We start from the raw sequence: 23833 nt of genomic DNA, 5'->3' as shown, positions 1-23833 counted from the left end.
AGCATTTATCGGACCTCGCGATGACGATTTCTGACACGACACCTATGCCGCAGGCTGGCGCGGATGGCCGCCGGCCATCGCGGATACGGCGCGCCATGGCGGGCGAGCATGCGGCGGGCCTGATCGATTCGCTGCTGCTGATCGGGGCGCGGGTCGGCACGAACCTTCTGGTGCTGGCCTGGACGGTGCTGATGGTGCGGCTGATGACGCCGGACATGTCGGGCATCGCCTTTGCCGGCATCGCTGTGGCGCAGATCGCCTCGATGTTTTTGACGCTGAATGTCGAGGCGGTCTCGATGCGGGTGCTGGTGCCCGCGATGCGCGATGGCCGCCTTGAGGTGGCGGCGGGCTTCATCCGCTTCAACCGCCGCATCCTGTTGCTGGCCTTGCCGCCGGTCGCGCTGGCGGCCTGGCTCTGGCAGAGCCTTCAGTCCGGTCCCGGTTCGGTCATGCTGACGCTGTCGGTGACCGCCGCCATGGTCATGGCCGCGATGGCGCGCATTACCGGCCGGCACGCGACCGCGCTTGGCGTAATGCGCAAGGGCATCCTTCCGCGCATGCTGACCGGTCCGGTGGTGCTGACCTGCGGGCTTGGGCTGGCGGCCCTGGCCGGGCTGCGCTTGCAACCTTGGCATGTGGTGGCGCTTTACGCACTGTCCGAGGCGCTGACCGTGGTGATCCAGAACCGGCTGCTGCGCGACAGCTTCGCGCCTTTTGCCGGGCTTCGCGGCGACAGTTCGGCCGGGCGGGAATGGATCGTGCTGGGCCTGTGGCTGGCGCCCGGCGCACTGATGATCGAGTTCCGCAAGGCGGTGCTGATCGCGGCGGCGGGTCTTGCGTTGACGCCGGCGGATGTCAGTCTTTTCGCGGTAGCGCTGTCGATCATCAACATCATGAATTTTGGCGTCTCGGCGGTGGATGTCGCCTTCAGCCAGCGGCTGTCACGGGCACTGACCGGTGGCGAGATCCTGGCGCGGGACCGGTTCCTGGCGGTGTCGGGGGCGATCAAGCTGGCGGGGTTCGCGCTGGGCATGGCGCTGGTGGGGTGCTTTGGCTATTGGGCGCTTGGCTGGTTCGGCACCGGCTATCAGGCGGCCTGGCCGGCGCTGCTGATCCTGACCCTGATCCCGGGGCTGACCATCCTGTTCGGGCCCGGCTCGGTGATCCTGTCCACCTGCGGTCTGGGACGCGAGGATTTTGCCGCCAACATGATCGGCGCGGTGGTGACGCTGCTGGCCGTGGCCGGTGGCAGCGCGTTGGGCGGGCTTGCCGGCGCCGCGCTGGGATCGGTCGCCGGCTGCACGGCCGGTCAGGCTTTGATGGCGCTTTACAGCTATAAGCGGCTGGGCATCGATGTCACGCTGACCAGCCTGCGCCACCTGCGCCACGAACCGGGCAAGGCCGGGGTGGCGGCATGACCCTGCATCTGCCCGTGATCGAGGCCCCGGCATCCGTGTCCGGCCATGAGGTTCTGATCGTCGTCCCGGCCCTGAACGAGGCGCGGGGAATCGAGGCCTGCCTGCGTTCATTGCTGGCTGGCGATGCCCGCCTGGCGCAGGCCGAGGTGATCGTCGCCGATGGCGGCAGCCGCGACGCGACGCGAGCGATCGTGGCCGCGCTTGGCGCCGAGTTTCCGCGCCTGCGGCTGATCGACAATCCCGACCGGCTGCAATCGGCCGGCATCAACCGTGCCGTGGCCGAGGCCGCGCGCGGCCATCACCGCGTTCTTGTGCGCGCCGATGCGCATGCGATCTATCCGCCCGGCTATGCGATGGCGCTGGCGGACCGGCTGGTCGGGCTTGAGGTCGCCTCGGTCGTGGTGCCGATGGATTCGCGGGGCGAGGGCTGTTTCCAGCGCGCCGCCGCCTGGATTGTCGATACTCCGCTGGGATCTGGCGGTTCGGCGCATCGCGGCGGGCGCCGCTCGGGCGAGGTCGATCACGGCCATCACGCGGCAATGGATCTGGCATGGTTTCGCCGGATCGGCGGCTATGACCCGCGCTTCAGCCACAATGAGGATGCCGAACTGGACCATCGCCTGCGCGCGGCGGGCGGGCGGATCTGGCTGGCCGCGGATCTGCGGCTTGATTACCACATGCGGCCCTCGGTCAGGTCGCTGGCGCGGCAGTACTGGAATTATGGCCGGGGGCGGGCGCGCACGGTGCGCAAGCATGCGCTGCGGCCCAGGCTGCGCCAGATCGCGCCAGCCGTGAACCTGCTGTTGCTGCTGGCTGGCGGCGGGCTTGCGGCGGTCGGCGGGTTGGCCGGAAGCGCCGGGCTTGTCGCATTGGGCGGGCTTTGGCCGGCCCTGTATCTGGCCGTGCTGGCCGTCGCCTCGATCTGGATGATGGTGCGCCACCGCAGCCCTTGCGGGCTTTGGGCCGGGGCGGCGCTGGCGGCGATGCATCTGCCCTGGGGGGCAGGTTTCCTGAGCGGATTGTGCAAGGACAACGAGACATGACGATGCGGATCGATATTCTGATGTGTACCTTTCGCCGCCCCATGGTGGGCGAGGCGATCGAGGCGATCGGGCGGGTGAACTTGCCCCCCGATGTCGATCTGCGGCTGGTCATCGCCGACAATGACGATACCGACAGCGCCCGCGCGGTGGTGGCCCATGCCGCTGGATCGCTGCCCTTTCCCTGCCATTACATCCACGCGCCGGCGCGCAATATCTCGCTGGCGCGCAATGCCTGCCTGGATGCCGCCTCGGCGCGGCAGGTGGACTGGATCGTCAGTCTGGATGATGACGAAACCGTCGCGCCGGACTGGCTGACCGAGCTGATGGATGCGGTGATCCATGCCGGCGCGGATGGTGGTTTCGGAACGGTTCAGGCGCTCTATCCCGAGGATGCGCCGGCCTGGGTCAGCGCGCTGGATCTGCATTCCAGCCATCCCGAGACGTTCGGCACCGGCTGGCTGCGTACCGGCAACAGCGGCAATGTCGCGCTGCGCTGGCATGGCACCGGCTGGAGCGACCAGCGCTATGACCTGTCGCGTGGCGTGACCGGCGGCGAGGATACCGAGTTCTTCCTGCGTCTGTCGGGCATGGGTGTCCGGCTGATCGCCGCGCCCCGCGCGGTGGTGACAGAGCCGGTGCCGGCAACGCGCCAGACGCTGGAATGGCTGGCCGTGCGCCGCTATCGCATGGGCCAGACCCATGTCGTCACCGCGCAGACCGGGCCGCAGCGGGCTTGGCTGTTCGTCACCGCCGCCGCAAAATTCGGCTATTGCCGGGTCATGCAGGTGCTGCGCGCGGGGAACGAGACGCGGCGCAATTTCTGGCTTTTGCGCGGGCAATTGCACAAGGGCGTCTGCGCAGGTCTGCTGGATCGCCCGGCGCCGCAGCTTTACGGGCGCGACCCGGTATGAGCGGCGGTCAGCCCGAGGTCCCGGTTGACGGGCTGCCGGTGGCGGTCTTTGGCTTCGACATCGCCGAGGCCGCCCAGATCCGCCGCATCCGCTCGCTGATCGCGCTGGGTTGCAAGGTCACGTCCTTCTGCCAGCGGCGCGAGGGCGGCGCGGATTTCACCCCGGAATGGCACAATGTCGATCTGGGGCTGGTGCGCCACAAGGATATTCGCGGCCGCGCGCTGGGGGCGGTGTCGGCGGTCGGCCGGGCCATGCGCGGCTGGCGGCAGCTGGCCGATGCGCAGATGGTGCTGGCGCGCAATCTGGATCTGGCGCTGATCGCGCTGGCAGCGCGGCGGCTGGCCGCCTTGCGCGCGGGACGGTCGGCCGCGCCGCTGGTCTATGAATGTCTGGATATCCACGACCTGATGACCCGCCCGGACCGCGTCGGCGGCGTCATGCGGCGCGCGGAACGGCATGTGCTGTCGCAATCGGCGCTGCTGGTGGTGTCGTCCCCGGGCTTTGTGCAGAACTATTTCGCGCCCGTGCAGGACTATATTGGCCCGACCGCGCTGGTCGAGAACAAGCTGTGGCTGGGTCTGGAGCCGGGGCTGCGGCCGGCGCGTCCGACCCCTGCCGAGCGGCCGGCGGACGCGCCGCTGACCATCGGTCTGGTCGGCTCGATCCGCTGTCAGGCCTCGGTCGAGTTGCTGATGCGCACCGCCGACCTGATGGGCGACCGGCTGCGGGTGCGCATTTCCGGCGCGCTGCACGAACACAGCCTGTCGGGCTTTCACGAGGCGCTGGCGGCGCGCGGCAATGTCGAATGGACCGGCCCCTATGCCTATCCTCAGGGGCTGGCGCAGGCCTATGCCGGCTGCGATCTGGTCTGGGCACAGGACATGTGGCAGCGCGGGACCAATTCCGACTGGCTGCTGCCCAACCGCATCTACGAGGCAAGCTGGTGCGGTTGTCCCTCGGTCGGGCTTGCGGATACGCAGACCGGCGCGCGCATCGCCTCGGATGGCCTCGGCTGGACCATCGCGCGGCCGGCGCCGGATCATCTGGCGGCGCTGCTGGACCGCCTGACCCCCGCGCAGCTGGCACGCCAGCGCGGCGCGCTGCTGGCGCGGCCCGAATGCGATTTCGTTCAGGACGCGCGGGACGTGCTGCCCATTCTTGCACCCGCCTTGTCCCGACTGGCGGGGCGCGGCCCGCTTTTGCCGGGCGAGGCGCGCCAAGTGGCGGGCTGAGCGCCGCTTTTGCAGGGACCGGAGGGGCGTAAAACGCCTCTATCGCGCCCGGCGGCGCGTGGTGCTAGGTTGCGAAAGGTCTGAAGGGCAAATGATTCCATCGTTGCTGGCTGGCGTCCGTCGCCGGGGCGACGGGGCTTAGTCTGACCGGTGCGCTGCGGTCAGGGCTGTCTGCGCGCCCTGGCAGGAAAACAAAAGGGGGACGTGATGGACCAGACAAGGATCGCGGAACAGACGACCGAATTTGTCGATCTGATGAAGCGGGCGCAGAATCTTGCTCAGCGCAGCAGCGCGAATGCGATGGCCAAGGCGACGGGGCAGGAATTCTCGGTTCTGGATGCCGGCACCATCGCGCAGGCCTATGCCCGCGCCGGGATGCAACTGGCGAGCGACCCCTTTGCGCTCGCGCAGTTCCAGATGGGCCTGTGGAGCGACAGCGCCAAGGCCTGGCTGAAGGCGTGGTCGAATGGCGGCGAGGACAGCGGCGACCGGCGTTTCCGCGATGGCCGCTGGAGCGCGGATCCCGTCAGCCGCGGCTTGCGCGACCTGCATCTTGCGGTCGAGAACGCCGCCGAGCGCCTGATCGGCGCGCTGCCCGAGGGCGACAAGGACAGCCTGCGCGTCAGTTTCTACACCCGGCAGTTGCTGAGCGCGCTGGCGCCGGCCAACTATCTGGCGCTGAACCCGGTGGCCCGCGACCGCTTCCTTGAGACCGAGGGCCGCAGCCTGCTGGACGGGTTCCGCAATCTTCTGGACGATCTGGAACGCGGCGACGGCCGGCTGGACATCAACATGACCGACCGCGACGCCTTCGAGGTCGGGCGCGATCTGGCGACCACGCCCGGTGAGGTGGTCTATCAGAACCAGCTGATGCAGCTTATCCATTACCGGCCCCTGACCGAGACCCAGTTCAAGCGGCCGCTGCTCTTCGTGCCGCCATGGATCAACAAATACTATATCTTCGACATGAAGCCCGACAACAGCATGGTCCGCTATATGCTGGAACAGGGCCACAGCGTCTTCCTGATCTCATGGGTGAACCCGACCCAGCAACATGCCGAGCTGAGCTTTCAGGACTATATGCGGCTGGGTCCGCTGGCGGCGCTGGACGCGATGGAGACCGCGACCGGCCAGAACGAATTCGACATCCTTGGCTTCTGCATCGGCGGCATCCTCGTGACCGCGACGCTGGCCTATATGGCGGTGAAAAAGGACAAGCGAATCAAGACCGCGACCACACTGGCGACGATGGTCGATTTCACCGATGTGGGCGAGATCGGCGTCTTCATCGACCGCGACCGGCTTGAGGTGCTGCGCAACCACATGGCCGAAAAGGGCTATCTGGAAAACCACCACCTGCAGGACATGTTCTCGATGATCCGTGAGAACGACCTGATCTGGTCTTTCCACGTCATGAACTACCTGATGGGCCGCAAGCCGCCGGCCTTCGATCTGCTTTACTGGAACGGCGACAGCACCCGGCTGCCCGCCGCCATGCTGCTGTGGTATCTGGAAAAGATCTATATCGAGAACGGCTTGCGCAAGCCCGGCCACCTGACCATGGACGGCGTGCCCATCGATATCAGCAAGATCGACATTCCCTTCTATGTGCTGGCCACCAAGGAGGATCACATCGCGCCGTGGCGCTCGATCTATCCGACCACGGGGCTTCTGGGCGGCAAGACGACTTTTGTTCTGGGCGGCTCGGGCCATATCGCCGGGGTCATCAACCCGCCGGGCAAGCGGCAGAAATACGGCTTCTGGACCGGCGACACCTATCCTGCCGATCCGAATGGCTGGCTGGCCGAGGCCGAAAAGCACGAAGGTTCATGGTGGCCGCATTGGGCGGGCTGGATCGAAAGCAACAGCCCGGCGAAAAAAGTGCCCGCCTATGATCCCGACAAGGGCGGTCTGACCCCGATCGAGCCTGCCCCCGGCAGCTATGTAAAGGCTGACTAGGCCCTTGATCCAAGCCGGGCAGGGGCGCACGCCGCCGCCTGCCCGGGATAATCAGCTTCATTCTCAAAGGCTTCCGGCCCCTCTGCGGGCTGGGAGGGATAGGTTATTCATTCCTGGCTTGAAATTCAATCAATCGTTTGATTGAATTAGGTCATGCTAGATGATTCCTCCCCCTCCGGCACCCGTGCCGACCTGATCGCCGCCGGCCTTCATCTGTTCGGCCATGACGGCTTTGCCGCGACCTCGACCCGCGCGCTGGCGGCGCGGGCCGGCACCAATGTCGCCTCGATCGCCTATCACTTCGGCGGCAAGGACGGGCTGCGTATGGCCTGCGCCGAGGAGGTCCTGCGCCGCATCACCGCCGTGGCCGGCGCCCCGGCCGAGCCGCCGCAGATGCCCCCGGACGAGGCGCTCGGTTGGCTGGACACCATGCTGCGCGCGCTGGTCGGCTTTCTGACGCAGGCGCCGCAGGCCGCCGACATCGTCGGCTTCATGCTGCGCGAAATGGCCGAGGACGGGCCGGGACTGGCGCTGATCTACGAGAGCTTCTTTCGCCACAAGCACCGCGAACTGTGCCGCCTGATCGCCATGGTGACCGGGGGCGACCCGGACAGCCAGAGCATCCGGCTGCTGGCATTTTCCCTGATGGGGCAGGCGATCTATTTCCGCATCGGCCAGCCCATCGTCTGCCGCCGGATGGAATGGCCACAATATGGCGAGGCCGAAAGCCGCGCCATCGCCGACCGCCTTTCGGCCAATCTTCACGCCATATTGCGAGCTGAAAAATGATCGGCCTTGTCTGTGCCATCCCGCTGATCTCGGCGCTGTTTTCGGGTTGCGCGGCGCCGCCGCCCTTTGCCACCGGCTATGTCGAGGGCGAATATGTGCTGATCGCGCCTCTGGCCTCGGCGCAGTTGCTGGAGGTTCCGGTCGGGCGCGGCGACCGCGTGGCGGCGGGGCAGGTCGTCGCGATCATGGAAACGCAGGACGCGCAGATCGCCCTGGCGCAATCCGAGGCCGGTCTGGCCGAGGCCGAAAACCAGCTTGCCAACCTGCAGGAAGGCCGCCGCCCCGAGGAAATCAACGTGCTTGAGGCGACGCTTGCCTCGGCCCGCGCGCAAGCGGATGAGGCGGCCAAGGAAGTCGCGCGTCAGGAAAGCCTGCGGGCGCGCAATGTCAGCTCGCAGACGCAGCTGGATCAGGCCCGCACCTCGGATGAAATCGCCCGGGCCCGCGTGGCCGAGGCAGAGGCGCAGCTTTCCGTGGCCCGCCTGCCGGCCCGCGCGCAGGAAATCGAGGCCGCCCGCGCCGGCGTGGCTCAGGCCCGCGCCGCCCGCGACGGCGCCGCATGGCAACTGACCCAGCGCCGCCTGACCGTGCCTGCGCCGGGCGCGATCTTTGACGTGATCCGCCGTCCGGGCGAGTTGGCCGGTCCTTCGGCCCCGGTCCTGTCCTATCTGCCCGATGGGGCGGTCAAGCTGCGCCTTTACGTCCCCGAGGCAGAGGTGGCCTTGATCGCGCCCGGCTCGGTCCTGCATGTCAATTGCGACGGCTGCGCGCAGGCGACGGCGACCGTCACCTATGTCTCGGACGCGCCCGAGTTCACCCCGCCAGTCATCTATTCGCTGCAAAACCGCCAGAAGCTTGTCTATCTGATCGAAGCCCGGCCCGACGCCGGGGCCACAAGGCTGAAGCCGGGCCAGATCGTCGATGTGGATCTGGCGCGATGAACGTGATCGAGGTCCAGGGCCTGACCAAAAGCTTTGGCACCCGCAAGGTCGTCGATGACGTCTCGCTGACGGTCGAAAAGGGCGAGATCGCGGGCTTTCTGGGACCGAACGGTTCGGGCAAGACCACCTGCATCCGCATGATGTGCGGGCTTTTGACCCCCGATGCCGGCCATGGCCGCGTCCTTGGCCATGACATCCTGCGCGAGCAGCGCCAGATCAAGCTGCAGGTCGGCTACATGACGCAGAAATTCTCGTTCTACGAGGACCTGTCGATCCGCGAGAACCTGAACTTCGTCGCCGGGCTTTACGGGCTGCCGCCCGATGCGGTGCGCGACACGCTGGAGGATCTGGGCCTGACCTCGCGCCGCGACCAGCTTGCGGGCAGCCTGTCGGGCGGCTGGAAACAGCGGCTGGCGCTGGCGGCCTGCATCATGCACAAGCCCCAGCTTCTGATGCTGGATGAGCCGACGGCGGGCGTGGACCCCAAGGCGCGCCGCGAATTCTGGGACGAGATCCATGAGCTTTCCGCCCGTGGCCTGACGGTTCTGGTCAGCACCCATTACATGGACGAGGCCGAGCGCTGCCACCGCATCAACTATATCGCCTATGGCCGGCTGGTCGCGCATGGCACGGTCGGGCAGGTGATCCGGGACGCGGGGCTTGCGACCTATACGGTCGAAACCGACCGCCCCGGACTGGTTGCGCGCCAGCTTGCCGGTGCGCCGGGCGTCGATCAGGTCGCGCCCTTCGGCACCACGCTGCATGTGACCGGCACCGACCCCGCCGCGCTTGAGGCGGCGCTGCGCGAGGCGGGTGTGGCATGGCAACCCTCGGAGACCAGCCTTGAGGATGTCTTCATCCGCCTGATGGAGCAAAGTCAGGATAATATGACATGAGCTGGTTTTCCCTGCGCCGGTTGCGGGCGCTGCTGTCCAAGGAAATCATCCAGATGCGGCGCGACCGCGTCACCTTCGCGATGATGCTGGGCGTGCCCCTGATGCAGCTTTTGCTGTTCGGCTATGCGATCAACAACTACCCCAAGCATCTGCCCGCCGCGCTGGTCGCACCGACGCAGGACCGCTTCACCCGGGCCATGGTCTCGGCGCTGGAGTTGACGGGATATTACGATTTCACCCATACCACCGCCTCGGCGGCCGAGGCCGACAGCCTGATCGCCCGGGGTGAGGTGGCCTTTGTCGTCACCATCCCGTCGGATTTCGGCCAGCGGGTCGAGCGGGGCGACAATCCCCAGATCCTGATCGAGGCCGACGCCACCGATCCCTCGGTGGCCTCTGGGGCGATCTCGACCTTGGGCAAGGTGGCCGAGGGCGCACTGAGCCGCGAGATCGGCCGCGATGCCATCCCCGCGCCGGTCAATATCGTCGTCCACCGCCGCTATAACCCCGAGGGGATCACCCAATACAACATCATCCCCGGCCTGATGGGCGTCATCTTGCAGATGATCCTGGTGATGATGACCTCGATGGCGCTGACCCGTGAAAGCGAACGCGGGACGATGGAGAACCTGCTGGCCATGCCCGCCACGCCGCTTGAGATCATGCTGGGCAAGATCATCCCCTATATGTGCGTGGGCGCGGTGCAGGTGGCGGTGGTGCTCTTGGTGGCGCGGGGATTGTTCGGGGTGCCCTTTGTCGGCAGTTTCGGGCTGCTGGCCGGCGGGATCTTTGCCTTTGTGCTGTCGATGGTCATCCTTGGCTATCTGATCTCGACGATGGCGCGCACGCAGATGCAGGCGATGCAGCTGGCATTTTTCTTTTTCCTGCCGTCGCTGATGCTGTCGGGCTTCATGTTCCCGTTCCGGGGCATGCCCGGCTGGGCGCAGATGCTGGGCGAATGTTTCCCGCTGACGCATTTCCTGCGCCTGATCCGGGGCGTCATGCTGAAGGGGGCCAACCATGCCGATGTCGCCCAGCCCATCGCGGCGCTGGCCGTGTTCGTGCTGATCTTTGGTGCGCTGGCGCTAAGCCGCTTCCGGCAGACGCTGGACTAGGCGGCCGCGAGCGCCTGTTCCAGCCGCGCGTCCCCGGCGGCCTGACAGGCGGCCTCGATGGCGGCGCGGTCGGGCATCAGGCAGGCGGCGGTCGACAGCGCATCCGCCACCGCCGCCGATCGCGCCGAGACCGAAATCTGCCGCCATTGCCCGCCAGCCGGGCGGCCGCTTGCCGGGTCAAAGATATGGCCCACGGTCCCCGCCGCATCCAGCACCGTGCCCAAGGGGGCCGAGGTCGCCAGCGCCCGGTCGCGCAGCGCCAGTTCCCTGCCGTCGCGGATCGTCACCGGCCATGCCTTGCCGTCAGGGCCCTGGCCCAGGGCGGCGATCTCGCCCGTGTCGATCAGCACGTTTTCGACGCCATGGCCGCGCAGCAGCGCCGCCACCCGGTCGGCGATAAAGCCCTGCGCGACGCCGTTCAGCGTCAGCGCCATGCCGGGGCGCATCTCGATCCGCGCGCTGTCAAGGCGCAGCCCCTGCCAGCCGATGCGCGCCCGCGCCGTGGCGATTTCCCCGGGTTGGGGCAGGCGGCCTTCGCTTGCGGCGCGGGCATGCAGGTCCCAAAGCGGCTGCACGCTGGGATCGAATGCGCCCTTTGTCGCCTGATGCATGCGGTCGCATAGGCCAAGACAGGTGACCAGATCCAGCGAGGGCGCCTCAAGCCGCCCGCTCGCGTTCAGCCGCATCAACTCGCTATCGGCGCGATAAAGGCTGAAGACCCGCTCAAGCCGCACGATTTCGGCGCGCGCGGCGTCGATCAGGCGGGCGGCATCGGGATGGGCCAGCGCGATCCGGGCCGAGGCCCCCAGCGCAATCCCCCGCCATTCCTGCATCGGCGCGGCAGAGATCGCGGCGGAAATCCCGGTGGCGGAGGCGGCCAAAAGCCCGGCGGTGATGGTCAGGAAGCGGCGGCGTTTCATGGTCAACTTCCTTTCGTGGCGGCTTTCAGCCGCTCCAGATAGTCGGCATCGGCGTCGTCCGGGGCGGCGATGGGGGCGGGGCCGCTGGCGGGGGCCAGCACGGCCGTGTCGGGAATGTCGCCCATGCGCAGCACCTTGCCGCCATGCGCGCTGGCGAATGCCTGCGCGCCAGCCTCGGTCGCAAAGGGCACCATTTCATCGGCGCCCATGCCGCCCGCCTGCTTTGATCCCATCACGAACCACGCCTCGGGCGCGAGGGTCCAGTTATCCGCGCCCGGCTCGGCCCAGCTTTTGGCGCGGTCCATGTCGCTGACATAGATCGCGGTGATGACGTCGTTCTGTTCGGGCATGCGTTCAAACGCCAGCGCATCGCGCACCTGCGCGAAGAAGATCGGCGCCGAGACATCCTTCAGATGGATCTGCGCCTTGGGGCCGGGATGTTCCAGCAGGTCCATCTGGCAGTAATAGCCGACGGCGGCGGCGGTCATCTCGACCGGAGCCGGGATTTCGGCGGTCTCCTCGCGGCAGGCGGTCAGGGCCAGCAGCGCGATCAGGGCAAGCTTTTTCATGGCGTGATCCTTCGGAAGGCCAGAACGGCGGCGGCCAGCCCGCCCAGTGGCCACAGCAGGACCGAGGCCAGCGCGGCAAAGGGCGGGATCGCATTGGCCGCGCCCGCCAGCCCGGCGGCGGCGGCGGTGGCCTGACTGGCCGAGAGGTTGTAAAGGCGGAACGCATCCGCCGGGTTGGTCAGCAGCGCGGCGGGCAGGAACGAGGTGGTGAAGCGGCCGCCATCATCGGCGACCACCGCCGCCAGCAGCGCCAGATCCCACAGCACCACTGCGACCAGCCACAGCCCGATGGCCAGCCCCGCCGCGCCCGAGGGCCGCCGCGCCAGCGCCGACAGCGTATATCCCGCGCCCAGAAAGGCCGCGCCCAAGGGAAGCGAGCTCCAGAACAGCCGCCACAGCGACGGCAGGCCATTGAGTGCGCTGGCATCGCTGGCAATGGCGGCAATCGCGGCGACGCCGTAACCCGCCGCCAGCGCCATGGCGAGCACCGCCAGATGCGCAAGCGCCTTGCCCAGCACGATTTGCGTGCGCGACACCGGATAGGTCAGAAGCAGGGGCAATGTGCCGCGCTCGACCTCGCCGGCGATGGCGTCAAAGGACATCAGCAGTGCCACCAGCGGCACCAGATAGACGGCAAGGCTGGTCAGGCTGGCAACGATGACCGACAGCCGGTCGGTTCCCAGGGCGCCCGTGGGCGCGGACCCCGCCGCCGACAGCACCAGCGAAAACAGCACCATCATGGCGACGGCGATGGCGACCCAGCGGTTGCGCAGCGCGATGCGCATCTCGATGGCGGCAATGGCGAAAATGCGGCTCATCATGCGGCGTCCCTGCGGCTGATCTGGGTATAGATATCCTCAAGGCTGGGCGGGAACAGATCGACATCGGCGACATGGCTGCCCAGTTCGGCGATCCGGCCCAGCATGGCCAGCTTGTCGGTCTGCGGCACCCATATCTGCGCGCCACGCCCGGCGAATTCGGCGCCGGGAAAGGCCGCGCGGACCGCCGGCTCACCGCCCTCGGCGACGGTGATCTGGATGGTCAGCGGCAGGTCGGCGCGGGCGCGCAGGTCGGTGATGCTGCCCTGCGCCACCAGCTTGCCCCGTGACAGGATGGCGATCAGGTCGGTGCGGGCCTCGACCTCGGTCAGCGCGTGCGAGGACAGCAGGATCGCCGCGCCCCGCGCCGCCAGCTCATCGAGCAGCGTATAGAAATCGCGGCGCGAGACCGGATCAAGGCCGCTTGTCGGCTCGTCCAGAACCAGCAGGCGCGGGTCGCCGATCAGCGCCTGCGCCAGCCCGACGCGCTGGCGCATGCCCTTGGAATAGGTGCCGATGCGGCGGTCCAGCGCATCGGCCAGCCCGACCCGCGCCAGAATATCCGCCGCACCCGAGGCGGGCCGCCCGCGCAGCCGCAGGTAATGCGCGATCTGTTCGCGCCCGGTCAGGGCCGGGTGGAAGGCCACGCTTTCGGGCAGATAGGCGGTCGCGTCGCGCGCGAGCGCACTGCCGGGAGGGGCGCCCATGACCCGCACCTCGCCGCCGTCATGGGGGATCAGCCCCAGCACGATCTTCATCAGCGTGGATTTGCCGGCGCCATTATGGCCCAGCAGCGCGACGCGCTGGCCGGGTTCGACGGTCAGCGTGACCTCGGAAAGCGCGGTCACCTGAGCGTAGCGCTTAGTGAGCTGCGAGAGGGTCAGTGGTGTCGTCATGCGCGTCATCTTTCAGCCAGGATGGGTCGGCCTCGGCCTCGTATCCGGCAATCTTGGGGGGCACCGCGATTTCGGTGGCGGTGATCTGGGGGAAACTGTCCACGACGCCGCCGGGCAGGGTGGCGGGAAAGCTGGATTGCGACCAGCGGATCAACTGCACGGCGGGCGCGCCGGTCAAAAGTGCGGCGGCGGGCTGCGACCACAGGATATGGTCCATCAGGTCATTGGGGCGGTAAGGGCTGTCGGCGACCCCGTCGCCATTCAGATCGAAGGCGGGATTGTCCGACCAGAAGTTGCCGGTGCCGTCCAGGCTCCATTCCACGTCGCGGGTGCCGACATATTTCACCTGATTGCGGTTGCCGATGAAGGCATTGCCGGTGATGGCGTTGCGTTCCGACCCGGCGGTGAAATGGATGCCGATATCGCAGCCCTCAAAGCGGTTGCCGGCGATCAGGTTCTTGTGGGCGTTATAGATGAATGTGCATTTCTCGGCCCCGCCACGCACCAGATTGCCGATGACATCGGCATTGTTGGCATAGTTCAGCATGACGCCATGGCTGCGGTCGCGCAGGGACAGGTTGTTGGTGACCTTGATGCGGTCGGAAAACATCAGCGCATAGCCCAGATGGTTGCCGATCGAGACATTGCCCGAAACCTCGCTGTCATTGGTATACATGTAATGGACGGCAAAGCGCAGGTCGCGGAACAGGTTGTTGCGAAAGATGTTCTTGCGCGAGGTGTTGGTGAAGATGCCGTCGCGGCCATAGCGGATGTCGTTTTCCTCGACCACCGAGCCGGGGGCGTTCCAGACATAGACGCCATTGCCGCGCTGGTTCATGCGGTGGCCCTGACGGCCGATGATGGTATTGCCGCGCACGATGCTGTCTTTCGCGCCATGGATATCGACGCCATATAGATTGCCCTCGATGCGGTTCCCCTCAACCAGCACGCGGCTGGCTTCGCGCGTCATCTGCACGCCCGAGTCGATATCCTGATGTGAGTCGCCCGAGCCGGTCAGCACCAGCCCGCGAATGACCACATCCGGGCCGGTGACCCTGACGACCGAGCCATGCCCGCCCGCGTCGATCTGCGCCTTGCCCTGACCGTCCAGCGTCAGCGGCTTGTCGATCGCCACCGGCCCGCGATGCAGGCCGGGGGCAAGGATCAGCACATCGCCGGGTTTGGCCCCGGCAATGGCGGCCGCCAGACCGTCGCCCGCAGGCACGCCCCGCTCGGCCGCGAAAAGCGGCGAGGCAAGGCACAGGCACAGGGCGACGGCGCGGATCATCAGGCGGACTTCGGACGAACGAACATGCGGCCGCGCATCTCCATGTGGAGCGCGTGGCAGAACCATTGGCAATAATACCAGTAGACGCCCGGCTTGGCCGCCACAAAGGTGACCGAGGCCGTGGCCTGTGGGCCGATCTCCATCGCCACACCATGGTTGCCCATGGTAAAGCCGTGGGTCAGGTCGTCGATATCGTCCAGATTGGTGACGATCACCGTGACCTCGTCGTCCTGATTGACCTCAAAGGTCTCCAGCGCAAAGTTCGGCGCCTGCGAGGACATGTAGACGCGCACCTTTTTCGGGTCGTCCTTGTCGCGGATGACCATGTCCTGCCATTCGTCCAGATTGACGCCGTCCGCCTCGGCCTGTTTGCGGGTATCGGCCCACATCGGGTCCTGACGGTCCCAGACCGACTTGATATTGCCCATCTTGGAGGCATGGACGGCAATCGCGTCATGGGGCTCGGCAAAGTTCGGGCCGTCATGGACGACAACCATCTGGTCGCTGGAAATGTCGATCAGCTGATCGTTTTCCGGCTTCAGCGGGCCGACGTTCAGGAACCGGTCCTTGGAGAACTTGGACAGGCAGACCAGCCATTTGCCGTCGGCCTCCAGCGTCTCGCCCATGGTGGTTTTCAGGTGGCCGGGCTGATACTGCACATCCACCTTGGAGATGATCGGATCGACCTTTTCGCCGTTATGGGCGGCGATGGCCTTTTCGATGTTCCATTTGACCACCTGGCTGTCGAGGAAGAGCGAGGTGAAGGCATTGCCCGAACCGTCAAAGGCGGTGTGCAGCGGGCCAAGACCCAGTTCCGGCTGCGCCACGATCACCGAGTCCGCCGCCGCGCCATCGTTGAAGACCGCGTCGAGCTTGGTCACGTCGATCACCGTCACCGTGGGCGACAGCTTGCCGGCGACGCAAAGGTGCTTCTTGTCCGGGGCCATGTTGCAGCCATGCGGGTTGTTCGGCACCGGGATATAGGTGGTGTATTTCTTGGCGGCGTTTTCCTTGCGCCCGTCAAGGATCTTGGCGCCGTTCAGCTCCTGAAAGTCTCCGGCGGCGATGCCCGCCTCGATGGCGGCAAGGTTGAAGACGACGACATGGTCCAGCTCGGCCGAGGTCATGTCGGCCTGCGTCATGCCCATTTCCGAGTTGTAGCTGGTCGAAAAGGCGTATTTGCCGTCGTAATCGGCATCGGTATTGTCGAGGTTGCCCGAGACGATGATCTGCCACGCCACGGTCATGCTTTCGCTGTCGACGGCGGTGAACAGGTTCACATAGCTTGCCGCATCCTCCATGGTCTTGCCGTCATTGACCAAGGGGGCCTCGTCCTCGCCATTGCAGAAGATGTATTTCGAGGACGGCACCTTTTGCGGGCGCATGCCGTGCATGGCCTTCGCATTGGGGATTTCCAGGATCTTGTCGCATTTCATCACGTCGCAGCGGACGCGGGCGATGCGGGTATTGGCCTTGTCCTGCATGAACAGGTATTTGCCGTCATACTTGCCGTCCGTATAGGACATGTGGACGTGGTGCAGGTCGCCGTTGTCATGGACCTTTTTGCCATTCGCCTCAAGGAAGGCCTTGGTCTGCGGCAGCATGGTCTCGGTCAGCACCTTCAGCGATTCATTGGTCTGACCCCAGCCCGTGGCCGAGCAGCGGTTGAAGACCGGAACCCGCATCAGCTCGCGCATCGAGGGGATGCCAAGGATGCGCATCTCGCCCGTTTGCCCCGAGGACCAGAAGCCGTAATATTCGTCCAGATCGCCGGGCTTGAGATGCCAGCTTGCGCCCTCGGTCGCGGCTTGCGCGGCTGCAGGAACGATCGCGCCACCACCTGCCAGCAGGGCGGCAGTGCCACCCAGACCGATGCCGCCGATGGCGACGCCGCCCGCCGTCGCGCCCAGCAGGCCGCGTCGGCTGATCTGTGATTTTTGCTCGGTCATGTTCAGACTCCTTTGCTTTTGACGTTGGGATGGTTGGCTAGCCCGGCGCGCGGGACAGCCATGGACGGAGGTGTGCTGGCGGCAAGATTCTCGCGCCGTTTCAGCTGTTTGATCACCACCGGGCATTTGGTTTTCGAGTGATAGAGGACCTGGCAATGCATGCAGTTCAGGCATTCGTTGGGATTGATCTCGCCCGTAGGGTGGATCGCCTGAACGAAGCACTCATTGCCGCAGGTCTGGCAGGGATTGCCGCATTCCTTGTAGCGCTTGAGCCAGTCGAACATGCGGATCCGGGCGGGGATGGCGAGCCCCGCGCCAAGCGGGCAAAGATAGCGGCAATAGAAGCGTTCCACGAACAGCCCCGCCATCAGAAGCCCGAGAGTATACACCACAAAGGGCCATGCGCGGACGAATTTCAGCACGATGGCGGTCTTGAAGGGCTCGACCTCGGCCAGCCGCTCGGCCTGGTCCAGACTGGCCAGCGAGACCCCGAACAGGCCCAGAAAGATCATGTATTTGACCGGCCAAAGCCGTTCATGCAGGCCCCAGGGCAGACGGTATTGCGGGATGCCCAGCTTGCGCCCGATCTGGTTCAAAAGCTCCTGCAATGCGCCAAAGGGGCAGAGCCAGCCGCAATAGGCCCCGCGCCCCCAGAAGATCAGCGCCGCCGCGACCGAGAACCACAGGATGAAGGTCAGCGGGTCCAGCAAGAACGCCTGCCAGCTGAAGCCGGTGGCAAGGCTGTTGGCCAGCGCCATGATGTTGACGACGGAAAGCTGCGCGTTCCACATCCAGCCCAGCACCACCAGCGTGACGGTCAGGAAGGACATGCGGAACCAATAGACCGCGCGTTCGGACCGGCTGAGATATTCCTGAAAGAAGAACGCTGCCGTCAGCACGCCCAGCATCGTGAGCAGTACCGCGACCTGCGGCTTCTTGCCCTCCCAGATGCGCTTCCACAGCGCGGCCTGCGCGCTGGCCTCGTCGGTTGAGGCGACCTGCTCGGCGGCGGCGACATCTTGCGGGGCGGGTTCAGGCGCGGGGGCGGGCAGGGCGCGCAGATAGGATTGCGGCAGCTGGTAATCCAGATCGCGGGTGATGAACAGTTTCTCGATCGGCCCGACTTCGCGATGGATCAGCAATTGCACGCGAAAGGGCTTGGTCGGGTCAAAGCCGCTATCGGCGGGGATCTTGAACAGGTCGACCTCGGTAAAGCCGGGGGCGTCCTGCGCCGCAATGGCGCCGCGCCGGTGCTGGCGGTCGCGGAAGCGGACGGAAATATCGTCCTGAATCAGCTGGATGCGGTCAAATATGCCACCGCGCACATAGCCCGACCCCTTGAAGGAATATTGCCCCAGCCCGGCGACCAGAATGGCGCTGTCGCCCGGCGCCATCCATTGTTCCAGATTGCCGTATCCGGCCTCGCCCAGCACGGCCTTGCCAAGGGCCGGCACGCTGACCAGCGCCATCTGCATGTCGATGAAGACATCCTCGGGCGCGGCGGTGATCGGGCGCTCGGCGGCGCGCGGGTCCTCATGCGCGGCAAAGGCCTCGTTCACGTCCTTGACCGCCAGCGACAGCCGCCGGATCGAGCCATCGCCCAGCAGGGTTTCCCAATCACCCGGGGCGGTCGCGTCGGGATTGATCTCGAAACGCGGGCCGGTATCGGCGGCGGGCGCAGCCAGTCCGCCCAGCCCCAAGGCGCGCGCGACCTGCAGGCCGGAACGGACGATGGAATCGTCGATGACCATCACCGTCACCGTCGCCCCCGAGACGATATGCAACTCGTGCCCCGAGCCGCCGGCCTGCGCCTCGGCCACCAGATCAAGGCCGACATAGGTGTCGGCCATGGCCTGGATCTTGGCCTCGGGGATGCCGATCAGGACGATGGGTTCGGAATGCTTGACCAGCTTGACGCCCAGAACCTTGGCGTCCGGGTCGATGGCGATCATCGTATGGATGGGTTTGCCGGAATAGCCGGTGGTGCCGACGAAATCGCTGGCGATAAAGGCCCAGCCGATGGTCTCGCCGCCCTTGAGGACGGGCGCCACCGGCACGTCGTCGCGGATCGGGCCAAAGCCCTCGGCCCCGGGGGCCAGTTCTGCGGCGTCGACCTCGTTCAGGAACTTCTCAAGGACCGGGGCAGCCCATGCCGCCTGTCCTGCCAGTCCCGCCACCAGCAGAATAAGGGCGAGGCTGAAAATGCGAATGGCGCGCAGCAGCGCGGAAAAACGGGTCTCAGACATTGCATCTGCCCTTTTCTGCTGGGGGTCCGCGGGCGATGGGCCTTGTGTAACCGGGTTGCGGGCAGGTCTGGGCGATGCCGGGCCGGGTCTCGGCGCGGCGCGATCCGGGGGGCGCGGCAAGCCATGTCCCCACGGGCGGCGGCGGCGCGCTATACGAGGCGCAGCCGATGCAGCTGGGACAGTCGCAGCGATCCGCCGGGTCGACGGGGTCGCCTTGGGCGTTCAGCAGGATGGTTTCGACGCCCTCGGTGCCGCAGATCACCTGCATGGTGGCGGCGCCACTCGATAGCGGTGCCAGCGCCATCGACAGGATCGACAGCAGCACGACGAATGAGAGCATGGCATATCTTCGGCCCATGCGCGTGCTCTAGCGCCACAAAACGGAATCGCAATTGACCTCGGTCAATGCAGACCAGCGATTTCATATGGCAAAGTGCGACCCTATGCCGCAGTCGGAATTCCGGCCGCGCCGCAAGCGGCGCAGTTGGCCGGACAAGTGTCTGGCCGCCCGTGCGGCAAAGGCCGGATATCGCATCGACGCGGCGGCGCGATCCGCTGCGGCTATTCGGCTGCCGCGTGCATGGCCGCAAGATCCGGCGGCGACGGGCCGATGATCTGACCGGTGACGCGATTGCGACCGGCGCGCTTGCTTTGATAGAGCAGGCGGTCGGCATTCGACAGCCAGATCTCGGCCGGAAGACCGGCCTCGCACCGGCCGGTGGCGACGCCAAGACTGACCGTGACGCCCGACGCCGCGCCGGCGCCGCTGTTCGGCAACCCCAGCCGTTCGACCTGCCGGCGCATGTCTTCGGCGACCGACATCGCACCGCCGAAATCCGTTTCAGGCAAGATGCAGGCGAATTCCTCGCCGCCATAGCGGGCGCAGAAATCGCCCTCGCGATGCAGCGACCGGCACAGGGCCGCGGCGACCTTGCGAATACAGCCGTCGCCCTCAAGATGGCCGTAGGTGTCGTTGAACTGCTTGAAGAAATCGATGTCGAGCATGATCACCGACAACCATTCGCCACTTCGCGCCAGCCGTCGCAGTTCCGCCCGCAGCAGTTTTTCCAGCCTTCGCCGGTTTCCCAGCCCGGTCAGCGCATCCGTCATCGCCAGATCGGCAAGCTGGTCGCGCATCCGCTTCATTTCCAGATGGTTGGCGACGCGGCGGCGCAGGATCTCGGGCTGAACGGGCTTGGTGACATAGTCGATCGCGCCCGAGGATAGCCCGCGCGCCTCGTCATCAAGCCCGTCTAGCCCGGTGGTGAAGATCACCGGCACATCGGCCAGTGCCTCGTCCTGCTTGAGACGGCGGCAGAGCTCATAGCCGTCCATGCCCGGCATCACGATATCCAGCAGGATCAGGTCGGGCCCGATCTGGCCGGCGATCTCAAGCGCATGGCTGCCGGATTTCGCAAAGCAGATGTCGTATTCAGGCTCCAGAAGGCAGCTCATGATCTCGATGTTGATGATCTCGTCATCGACGATCAGGATGACCGGCCTCGCATTCATGCCGAACGCCCCCTGAGGGCGGCCTCGGATCGGTCCTGCTCCTGTTCCAGCAGCAGCAGGGCTTCGGGATAGTCGAGCTGCTGCAAGGCCAGAAAGACGGGATGGCCGGGCCGTGCGGCGGCAGAAAGCCCCAGCGCCTCGGCATAGGCGTCAAAGCAACGCCGCGCCGACAGGCTGCCGCGCCGGATCTGTTCGCGCAGCATCGCGCGGGCTTCCGCCAGTTGCAGCTCGTTCGCAACCGGTTCCGTGCGCGGCGTGGCGGCGCCGTGCCGGACCGCCAGTTGCCGCGCCGCGTCGATCGCGGGGGCAAGCTTGTCCTCAAGCGCGGCGATCATCCCGTCGAGGTCTTCGAGCTGCTCGTTGCGGCAGCGGATCTCGAGATTCTCGGCGATCTCGGGCACCTCTGGCAGTTCGAGTGAGCGAGCGACCCCCTTGAGGCTATGGGCGAGGCGGCAAGCATCCTCGCCGCGATTCGCGGCAATCATGGTGCGAAGGTCATGCCCGGTCGCGGCATAGGTGTCGCCAAAATTGGCGATCAGCCGCCGCAGAAGTGCGGCATTGCCGTTGACCCGGTGCAGTGCTGCCGGAATGTCAAAGGGGGGCAGCGATGCCGGCAGGGTTGCGGCAATGGCGGATGCCGGGGCAGCATTAGGGACGGCATCCGACGTGGCCACCCGATCGGCGATCACATGCGGAATGGTGCGCAGCCAGTGGTTCAATGTCCGCACCAGATGGGCGGGGTCCACAGGTTTCGACAGGTGGTCATTCATGCCGGCGGCCAGACAGCGCTGCCGCTCTGCCTCATAGGCATGGGCGGTCATGGCGATGATCGGCAGCCGGTCGGCCGGCCAGGTCCGGCGAATTTCCCGTGTCGCGGCAATGCCGTCCAGCCTTGGCATCTGCACATCCATCAGGATCGCGGCATATTCGGTGCCATGATCCGATATCATGGCGCAGGCAATCTCGCCGTCCTCGGCACAATCGACCACCAGCCCGGCGTCGTTCAGCAACTCGACCGCGATCTCGCGGTTGATCTCGTTATCCTCGACCAGAAGCACCCGCAAGCCATGCAGGTCAGGCTGCAGCCGCGGCAAGGCCGCCGATATCGTCAGCGGCGCGTCTGCCTTCAGGGGCGCATCGTCGGTCCGGTCCGCCAACAGCTGCCGCAGCGCATCGAGCAGGGTTTCGGCGTCGACCGGCTTGCCGATCACCGCGCCGATATCGTCGCCCTGCGCCGTGACGAGGAGATCACCCATGTCATAGGCGGTCATCACCAGCGTGGCCGGCTGAACCGCGATGCGGGGATTGGCGCGGATGGCGCGGATCGTGGTCAGCCCGTCCATGCCCGGCATCTTCCAGTCGAGGATCAGCAGCTCGACGGGCCGCTCACCCGGCGATTCCGCTTCCAGCCGGCCGATCGCCTCGGCACCCGAAGCGGCAGTGCTGACCTGCATGCCCCAGCCGGCCAGCAGATCGGCAGTGATCTGGCGCGCCGCCGGGTTGTCGTCGACCACCAGCACCCGCAATTGCTGCAGCGATTCACCAAGCTGCGCCGTCGCTGCCGTCCTGCTCGCGCCGATCCCGAGCCGCAGCATGAAGGAGAAGGTGCTGCCTTCGCCCGGCTTGCTTTCGACCCGGATCCAGCCGCCCATCTGTTCGATGATCTGCCGGCAGATCGCCAGTCCCAGACCGGTGCCGCCAAAACGCCGGGTGGTAGAGTTGTCGGCCTGTGTGAACGAGGTGAACAGGCGCGATTGCTGTTCGGGCGTCATGCCGATGCCGGTGTCGCGGACCGAACAGCGAATGCTGGCCATGTCGCCGTCGATGCCGAGCAGTTCGGCAGATACGGTGATCGTGCCGGCTTCGGTGAACTTGATCGCGTTGCTGAGCAGGTTCAGCAGCACCTGACTGATGCGCATGTCGTCGCAGATCAGCGTCGGCGGGATATCGTCGGCGATGTGCATTGCGATGTGCAGGTCGCGCGCATGCAATGATTCCGACACCATATGGACCTGACTTTCGATCGTCGCGCGCAGGTCGAAGGCGCCGATGTCCAGCGTCAGCTTGCCGGCCTCGTTCTTCGAGAAATCCAGCAGGTCGCTGATCAGCCGCAAGAGCGAAACCCCGGCGCCATTGATCTTGGTGACATAATCCTGCTGGCGGGGCTCCAGCGCGGTTCGCTGAAGCAGGTGGCAAAAACCCAGGACTGCGTTGATCGGGGTGCGGATCTCATGGCTGATATTGGCCAGGAACATGCTTTTGGCGCGGCTGGCCTCTTCGGCTTCGCGGGTGCGCTCCTGCAGCGCGACGCTTTTGCTGACCAGCTCGTCGCTCATCTTGCCGATCCGGTTCAGGGCGCTGCGGACGGTGCGGCTGACCCAGGCGAGAATGGCGGCCTGAAGCGCGACAATCGTCGCGTGGAGCGCGACGCGGGCCAGATCCCCCTCGCGCGGAAAGACCGCATAGGGCAGCAGATACAGCAGCAGCAGGTGATGCAGCGCCGTCGCGGCCGAGGCAATGATCAGCGCGGTGCGGTCGAACCAGGCGATGTTCAGTGCGATCATGGCAAAGAAATACATGTGCATGTCCATCTGCCAGGGATGGCCGGCAAATAGCACCAGAAGCAGCGCCGGTTCGCCGACCAGCGCGATGGCGGAAAGATTGCGCGTCGCCGGCGCCGTTCCGCGGCGCAGCCAGGTGATGTGATAGACCGCCGCCAGCACGCTGCCCGCCAGAACGGCCGCCGGTACCGACATCGCCTGGTTCCAGTATGCGGCCAGAGCCAGCACCGGGACATGCGCCCAGAGCAGCCAGACCAGAAGCGCGCCGAAGCGTTCGCGCATATGTTGGAGTTCGTGGCTCATTTGCCGCTTGCCCCCGTTCCGGTGAAGCAGCCGAAAATCCGGGGCGAGGGCATCACCAGCCAAGCCCCCTCGGCCCGCAGGGCCTGGGTGAAATCGGGCCGGTCGGCCGCCGCGATGGCAATATTGGGCAGGCCGCCGACATCGACCACCGCGCCCTGGGCACGAAAGACGATCCCGATGACCCCGTCACGACCCAAAGCAGGCGGGCCGACGACCAGAAACTGTCCGCTGGTGCCCGGCCCCAACAGCGTCATGGCGGCAATTCCGATCAGCCCCGCCACGCCCAGAATCGCGGCAAGAAAGAAGTCGCGCAGTCGCGCCGGCGGTTCGGATATGTCCGCATTCGCCCCCGGGACCCAGCCATCGGCCTGCCGGCCCCTCAGAATCGCTACCATCGCTGTTCGCTCCGCATCTTGCGGACAGAGTAGAGCAATGCCTTTGGCTTGGGGTTAATCCGCCCAAAGGAA

General features: G+C 66.2%; 20 protein-coding genes. 9 read left to right on the top strand and 11 right to left on the bottom strand.

Annotated features, from left to right (window positions below):
* Nucleotides 1-20: 20 nt before the first annotated feature.
* The 9 genes from DFP89_RS16515 to DFP89_RS16475 all read left to right on the top strand — a co-directional run bounded on the left by DFP89_RS16515 (nucleotide 21) and on the right by DFP89_RS16475 (nucleotide 10304).
* Entirely contained in the window at nucleotides 21-1418 is a 1398-nt protein-coding gene (locus DFP89_RS16515) for a lipopolysaccharide biosynthesis protein (RefSeq protein ID WP_147273334.1), read from the top strand.
* Complete coding sequence (locus tag DFP89_RS16510; RefSeq protein ID WP_114350488.1) at nucleotides 1415-2461, top strand: glycosyltransferase family 2 protein; 1047 nt, start codon at nucleotides 1415-1417, stop codon at nucleotides 2459-2461. The genes DFP89_RS16515 and DFP89_RS16510 overlap by 4 nt, the downstream gene beginning before the upstream one ends.
* A complete protein-coding gene (locus tag DFP89_RS16505; RefSeq protein ID WP_114350487.1) occupies nucleotides 2458-3372 on the top strand; it encodes a glycosyltransferase family 2 protein in 915 nt (304 codons plus the stop codon). Before DFP89_RS16510 ends, DFP89_RS16505 begins: the two co-directional genes overlap by 4 nt.
* Nucleotides 3369-4604 carry a glycosyltransferase family protein gene (locus tag DFP89_RS16500; protein ID WP_181870369.1) on the top strand — a complete coding sequence of 412 codons (1236 nt, stop codon included), beginning with the start codon at nucleotides 3369-3371 and terminating at the stop codon, nucleotides 4602-4604. The genes DFP89_RS16505 and DFP89_RS16500 overlap by 4 nt, the downstream gene beginning before the upstream one ends.
* Nucleotides 4605-4811: 207 nt before the next feature.
* Nucleotides 4812-6563 carry a PHA/PHB synthase family protein gene (locus tag DFP89_RS16495; RefSeq protein WP_114350486.1) on the top strand — a complete coding sequence of 584 codons (1752 nt, stop codon included), beginning with the start codon at nucleotides 4812-4814 and terminating at the stop codon, nucleotides 6561-6563.
* 153 nt (nucleotides 6564-6716) lie between these two features.
* Complete coding sequence (locus DFP89_RS16490) at nucleotides 6717-7352, top strand: CerR family C-terminal domain-containing protein (protein ID WP_114350485.1); 636 nt, start codon at nucleotides 6717-6719, stop codon at nucleotides 7350-7352.
* Entirely contained in the window at nucleotides 7349-8293 is a 945-nt protein-coding gene (locus tag DFP89_RS16485; RefSeq protein ID WP_114350484.1) for an HlyD family secretion protein, read from the top strand. Before DFP89_RS16490 ends, DFP89_RS16485 begins: the two co-directional genes overlap by 4 nt.
* Nucleotides 8290-9189: an ABC transporter ATP-binding protein gene (locus DFP89_RS16480; protein WP_114350483.1), complete on the top strand. Its 900-nt coding sequence runs from the start codon at nucleotides 8290-8292 to the stop codon at nucleotides 9187-9189. Before DFP89_RS16485 ends, DFP89_RS16480 begins: the two co-directional genes overlap by 4 nt.
* A complete protein-coding gene (locus DFP89_RS16475; protein WP_114350482.1) occupies nucleotides 9186-10304 on the top strand; it encodes an ABC transporter permease in 1119 nt (372 codons plus the stop codon). The genes DFP89_RS16480 and DFP89_RS16475 overlap by 4 nt, the downstream gene beginning before the upstream one ends.
* Here DFP89_RS16475 and DFP89_RS16470 read toward each other — a convergent pair.
* From DFP89_RS16470 to DFP89_RS16420, 11 genes are all read right to left on the bottom strand, one after another.
* A complete protein-coding gene (locus DFP89_RS16470; RefSeq protein WP_114350481.1) occupies nucleotides 10301-11224 on the bottom strand; it encodes an FAD:protein FMN transferase in 924 nt (307 codons plus the stop codon). The two genes, DFP89_RS16475 and DFP89_RS16470, sit on opposite strands and share 4 nt — an antisense overlap.
* Before the next feature lie 2 nt (nucleotides 11225-11226).
* Entirely contained in the window at nucleotides 11227-11793 is a 567-nt protein-coding gene (locus tag DFP89_RS16465; RefSeq protein ID WP_114350480.1) for a nitrous oxide reductase accessory protein NosL, read from the bottom strand.
* The gene (locus DFP89_RS16460) at nucleotides 11790-12611 is read right to left on the bottom strand and encodes an ABC transporter permease (RefSeq protein ID WP_181870372.1); all 822 of its coding nucleotides are present in this window, start codon (nucleotides 12609-12611) and stop codon (nucleotides 11790-11792) included. Before DFP89_RS16460 ends, DFP89_RS16465 begins: the two co-directional genes overlap by 4 nt.
* Entirely contained in the window at nucleotides 12611-13507 is an 897-nt protein-coding gene (locus tag DFP89_RS16455) for an ABC transporter ATP-binding protein (RefSeq protein WP_114350478.1), read from the bottom strand. Before DFP89_RS16455 ends, DFP89_RS16460 begins: the two co-directional genes overlap by 1 nt.
* Complete coding sequence (locus DFP89_RS16450) at nucleotides 13473-14795, bottom strand: nitrous oxide reductase family maturation protein NosD (protein ID WP_114350477.1); 1323 nt, start codon at nucleotides 14793-14795, stop codon at nucleotides 13473-13475. Before DFP89_RS16450 ends, DFP89_RS16455 begins: the two co-directional genes overlap by 35 nt.
* Nucleotides 14795-16744 (bottom strand): TAT-dependent nitrous-oxide reductase, encoded by a 1950-nt coding sequence (gene nosZ / locus DFP89_RS16445; RefSeq protein ID WP_114350476.1) that lies wholly within the window; start codon nucleotides 16742-16744, stop codon nucleotides 14795-14797. The genes DFP89_RS16450 and nosZ overlap by 1 nt, the downstream gene beginning before the upstream one ends.
* 2 nt (nucleotides 16745-16746) lie before the next feature.
* Nucleotides 16747-18990 carry a NosR/NirI family protein gene (locus DFP89_RS16440; RefSeq protein ID WP_114350475.1) on the bottom strand — a complete coding sequence of 748 codons (2244 nt, stop codon included), beginning with the start codon at nucleotides 18988-18990 and terminating at the stop codon, nucleotides 16747-16749.
* Nucleotides 18983-19330 (bottom strand): hypothetical protein, encoded by a 348-nt coding sequence (locus tag DFP89_RS16435; protein ID WP_114350474.1) that lies wholly within the window; start codon nucleotides 19328-19330, stop codon nucleotides 18983-18985. The genes DFP89_RS16440 and DFP89_RS16435 overlap by 8 nt, the downstream gene beginning before the upstream one ends.
* 221 nt (nucleotides 19331-19551) lie before the next feature.
* A complete protein-coding gene (locus DFP89_RS16430; protein ID WP_114350473.1) occupies nucleotides 19552-20502 on the bottom strand; it encodes a diguanylate cyclase in 951 nt (316 codons plus the stop codon).
* A complete protein-coding gene (locus DFP89_RS16425; RefSeq protein ID WP_114350472.1) occupies nucleotides 20499-23366 on the bottom strand; it encodes a hybrid sensor histidine kinase/response regulator in 2868 nt (955 codons plus the stop codon). Before DFP89_RS16425 ends, DFP89_RS16430 begins: the two co-directional genes overlap by 4 nt.
* On the bottom strand, nucleotides 23363-23761 hold the full coding sequence (locus tag DFP89_RS16420) for a hypothetical protein (RefSeq protein WP_114350471.1): 399 nt from the start codon (nucleotides 23759-23761) through the stop codon (nucleotides 23363-23365). Before DFP89_RS16420 ends, DFP89_RS16425 begins: the two co-directional genes overlap by 4 nt.
* Nucleotides 23762-23833 lie beyond the last annotated feature (72 nt).

The organism is Paracoccus lutimaris, assembly GCF_003337565.1.
GTDB lineage: Bacteria > Pseudomonadota > Alphaproteobacteria > Rhodobacterales > Rhodobacteraceae > Paracoccus > Paracoccus lutimaris.
This window is presented reverse-complemented; position numbering and strand designations above follow the sequence as displayed.

Excerpts from the sequence above, each read along its gene's own strand:
- DFP89_RS16480 (WP_114350483.1), top strand. The coding sequence starts at position 8,290 with ATGAACGTGATCGAGGTCCAGGGCCTGACCAAAAGCTTTGGCACCCGC.
- DFP89_RS16460 (WP_181870372.1), bottom strand. The coding sequence starts at position 12,611 with ATGAGCCGCATTTTCGCCATTGCCGCCATCGAGATGCGCATCGCGCTG.
- nosZ (WP_114350476.1), bottom strand. The coding sequence starts at position 16,744 with ATGACCGAGCAAAAATCACAGATCAGCCGACGCGGCCTGCTGGGCGCG.
- DFP89_RS16485 (WP_114350484.1), top strand. The coding sequence starts at position 7,349 with ATGATCGGCCTTGTCTGTGCCATCCCGCTGATCTCGGCGCTGTTTTCG.
- DFP89_RS16515 (WP_147273334.1), top strand. The coding sequence starts at position 21 with ATGACGATTTCTGACACGACACCTATGCCGCAGGCTGGCGCGGATGGC.
- DFP89_RS16435 (WP_114350474.1), bottom strand. The coding sequence starts at position 19,330 with ATGCTCTCATTCGTCGTGCTGCTGTCGATCCTGTCGATGGCGCTGGCA.
- DFP89_RS16455 (WP_114350478.1), bottom strand. The coding sequence starts at position 13,507 with ATGACGACACCACTGACCCTCTCGCAGCTCACTAAGCGCTACGCTCAG.
- DFP89_RS16430 (WP_114350473.1), bottom strand. The coding sequence starts at position 20,502 with ATGAATGCGAGGCCGGTCATCCTGATCGTCGATGACGAGATCATCAAC.
- DFP89_RS16465 (WP_114350480.1), bottom strand. The coding sequence starts at position 11,793 with ATGAAAAAGCTTGCCCTGATCGCGCTGCTGGCCCTGACCGCCTGCCGC.
- DFP89_RS16420 (WP_114350471.1), bottom strand. The coding sequence starts at position 23,761 with ATGGTAGCGATTCTGAGGGGCCGGCAGGCCGATGGCTGGGTCCCGGGG.
- DFP89_RS16505 (WP_114350487.1), top strand. The coding sequence starts at position 2,458 with ATGACGATGCGGATCGATATTCTGATGTGTACCTTTCGCCGCCCCATG.
- DFP89_RS16440 (WP_114350475.1), bottom strand. The coding sequence starts at position 18,990 with ATGTCTGAGACCCGTTTTTCCGCGCTGCTGCGCGCCATTCGCATTTTC.
- DFP89_RS16475 (WP_114350482.1), top strand. The coding sequence starts at position 9,186 with ATGAGCTGGTTTTCCCTGCGCCGGTTGCGGGCGCTGCTGTCCAAGGAA.
- DFP89_RS16510 (WP_114350488.1), top strand. The coding sequence starts at position 1,415 with ATGACCCTGCATCTGCCCGTGATCGAGGCCCCGGCATCCGTGTCCGGC.
- DFP89_RS16425 (WP_114350472.1), bottom strand. The coding sequence starts at position 23,366 with ATGAGCCACGAACTCCAACATATGCGCGAACGCTTCGGCGCGCTTCTG.
- DFP89_RS16500 (WP_181870369.1), top strand. The coding sequence starts at position 3,369 with ATGAGCGGCGGTCAGCCCGAGGTCCCGGTTGACGGGCTGCCGGTGGCG.
- DFP89_RS16470 (WP_114350481.1), bottom strand. The coding sequence starts at position 11,224 with ATGAAACGCCGCCGCTTCCTGACCATCACCGCCGGGCTTTTGGCCGCC.
- DFP89_RS16450 (WP_114350477.1), bottom strand. The coding sequence starts at position 14,795 with ATGATCCGCGCCGTCGCCCTGTGCCTGTGCCTTGCCTCGCCGCTTTTC.
- DFP89_RS16495 (WP_114350486.1), top strand. The coding sequence starts at position 4,812 with ATGGACCAGACAAGGATCGCGGAACAGACGACCGAATTTGTCGATCTG.
- DFP89_RS16490 (WP_114350485.1), top strand. The coding sequence starts at position 6,717 with ATGCTAGATGATTCCTCCCCCTCCGGCACCCGTGCCGACCTGATCGCC.